The 3,219-nt window shown below is 56.9% G+C and carries 1 protein-coding gene; it reads right to left on the bottom strand.

The window, feature by feature from the left end; translation table 11 throughout:
- Positions 1 to 3,219: hypothetical protein (locus tag ABX749_RS27235; RefSeq protein ID WP_372898798.1), on the bottom strand; the 3,219-nt coding region annotated here is incomplete at both ends.

The following is a 3,219-nucleotide window of genomic DNA, read 5'->3' as shown; positions in this document are numbered from 1 at the left end:
GAATGCCTTGACTGGTCGTTTCGCTACGCAATCGATTCAACGCGTCGCGAACCATGCTGGTCACATTGTCGGCTGAATCGCGAACGGAAACCAGATTATCGGCGCCGTCGTAGGCGTAGTGGGTGGTTTGTCCAAGAGCATTGGTCGTTGAAGTACGACGGTCATGCAGGTCATATTGCGAATCATCAATCAAGACGTCGAACGCATCAAAGACCCGCTCCAGGTTACCGTTGGCATCGTACTCGAACCGAGAGGAATTCCCGTCGGTATCCGTCGCCACAACGCGGCGATCCAAAGGGTCGTATTGATAGGTGAACGACACGCGACCGCTTGCTTCGGCGATCAAATTCCCGTTTTCGTCATAGTCCAAGGTGACAGGTTCTTCCGAGCGACTGTTGATTGCCGTCGCACGTCCGAGCGCATCGTAGACGGTCTCGGTGTCGAGCTTTCCCGTGGCGTCGTAGTATTGGACCGAATACCCATCGGCCCGGTCGACGTACTCCCAGCGATTAACAAATTTCCCTTCGGCCCCGGCAGCTTCATCGTCCGACAAAATCTCTTGTCGCGTCCGGCGTCCCTTCAGGTCGTATTGGCTGTTGGTGACGAATCCGTTGGCGTCGGTCATGGAAATCAAGTTGCCGGCATCGTTGTACTCCTGCAAAACGGTTGCCGTTTGGGAGGCTCCCGGCGTACCGACCTCTCGATCGATCTGCACCAATCGGTTCTGTCGATCGTAGCTGTAAATCGTCTCGTAGAACGCACCGCGTGTTGATGTCTCGCTGGCAACGCTTCCCAAAGGCGTGTACGTCAACTTGCGAACCAGCTTGTCTTCATAACCTGGTGTCGCGATCCCGGGACTGCCCGGAAGCCCGGCCGGCATCTGGATTTCCACAACACGGCTCAGGTTGTCGTAGATGTAGTTGGTTGTGAAATAACCACCGCGCGGATCGGTTTCTGCAATCAGATTGCCAAGTACGTCGTACTGCATCGTTCGGGTCAGCGCCTCATCGGTTCCCGCCGCCGAGGTCGATGCGACCAACAAATTTCGCGCGTCGTACTCGAGCACCGTTTCGATGCCGCGCGGGTCGGTCATCGACACGACGTTACCGACACCGTCGTAGGTCGTCTCAGTGATTCCACCGATTTCGTCTTCGTGGACAGTGATTCGGTTCAATCCATCGACAATCGTCTTCGATTCGAAACCGCGTGGGTTGGTATCGATCCGGCGACTGCCGTTGGCCTCGTAGCGGCTGGACGATTCGTGACCGAGCGCGTCGATCGTCAAAACATTGCGATCCAAGGCGTCATAGCGAAACTGTGTCGTGCCATGTGTATTAGTCACTGTGACCACGTTACCGAACGCATCGTAGACCGAGGCTTCGGATTCATTGACCGGATCGGTCATCAAGACCTGCCTGCCGAGCAGGTCGTACTGGAAGGTCGTGACGTAGTCTTCGCCACCGATGTCGACGTGCCGAATCAAATTGCCCATGCCGTCATAGAGCTTTTGATCGCTGACGGTATCTTGTGTCCCCAGGTCACCGCTGGGGTACTCCGAGGTCAATGTTCGGCCGGCGAAATCCACCGTGTAATGACTGGTGAATTCCTCACCACGCGGGTCGGTATAAGCGATACGGTTACCCGCCACGTCATATTCGAATTCGTCCACGTGGTCGGTCGGATTATCGGCGTCTCCACCCGCGCGGATGGTCTTGACCGGGTGGTTCATCGTGTCGTATTCGACGGTCGTCGCAAATGCGGGTCCGCGCGGATCGACGTGACGAATCTGGTTATTGGCACCGTCGTAAAAGAATTGGTCCACCAGGTACTGGCCGGAATCCGCCGCCGCGCCCGCTGGCCGACGCGTTTCCAATGGCAGATTCCGCGCATCGTACGTCACGTACGTGGTAAAGAACGGACCGCGCGGATCGGTGGTTTCGATCGGGTTGCCCACGAGGTCAAAACGAGTGGTCGTGGTATACCCTTCGGCGTCGGTGTGGGTGATCGGGAAGTTCTGAGCGTCGTAGGTCCAAGTTTGTTCATACGGCGTGCCATCGGGGCTCAGCATCGGACCGACGACACGTGTCAGGTTATTGTTTTCGTCATAGGTCATTCTTGTTTCGCGACCGTCGGCATCGATGATCAACGCGGTACGACCTAGCGCATCGGGGACAAAGGTCTCTTCGCGCGACGCGGTGAATTCGTCTCCGTACCGTTTGATGTGCACCACATTCCCGGCTGCATCATGCGAATATTCGACACGGTTTTCTTCCGGATCAATCTCCGCGATCATCAGCCCCCGCGCGTCATACTCGTACGTCACCATTCCACGATTGGTCGGGGTATTGACCCAAGGCAACTCAATCGTCTTGGTGCGCCCTGCCCCATCGTAGGTGTACGACGTGATCGCAGGCGCGCCGGGGGCGACATCATTCCCGGTGGGCTGCGAGATTTCCGACAACATGCCACGCTCGTCGTACGTCATGGTGGTCGTGTAATAGGTTCCACGCGGATCGACGATACTCGTCTGGTTCCCCGCCGCGTCGTAGCCGTACCGACGGATGGAACGCGGACCGGGTGCATCTTCTGAGCCCGTGTTCATCTCCTGCTTGACGACTCGATTCTTCGCATTGTGTTCGTACTCGACCGTAAAGAAGTCGCCCCGCGGATCGGTGATCGTGGCCACGTTGCCCGCTTTATCGTGCGTGAATTTCGTTCGCAGCACTTCACCGTTCAAATTGACGTCGAAGGTATTGACCCGAGTTTCAATCAATCGATGCAAGGCGTCATACTCGAACTCCGTCCAATACTGGTCGCCACGCGGGTCAACCTGTCGCCTCAGTTGTCCGATCGCATCGTAGACATAGTGTGTGATCGCATCGTCTTCACCCATGGGGCCCGCTTGCCTCGTTTCCTTTGTCAAGTGCCCCAGCTTGTCATACTCATAGGTCGTCACAAAACCTCGCGGATCGATCCGTTCGATCAGATTGCCGACCGGATCGTAGTCCCGCTGTTCGGTGTACCCGGCGGCGTTGACACGTTTCTTCAGACGACTCAGTGAGTCATATTCACGGACGGTGACCAGCGGACCATCTGGAATGCTGCCGTCACAGCTGTCGGCCCCGTTTCGTGGGTCACCGGTCGCGATCAGATTCCCCAGCACATCGTATGCAAAACACGTCGTCGGCCCCTTGGTCGATCCGGAGTTTGGATCCGCGG

Source organism: Stieleria sp. (genome assembly GCF_041595215.1).
Lineage (GTDB): Bacteria > Planctomycetota > Planctomycetia > Pirellulales > Pirellulaceae > Stieleria > Stieleria magnilauensis.
This window is presented reverse-complemented; position numbering and strand designations above follow the sequence as displayed.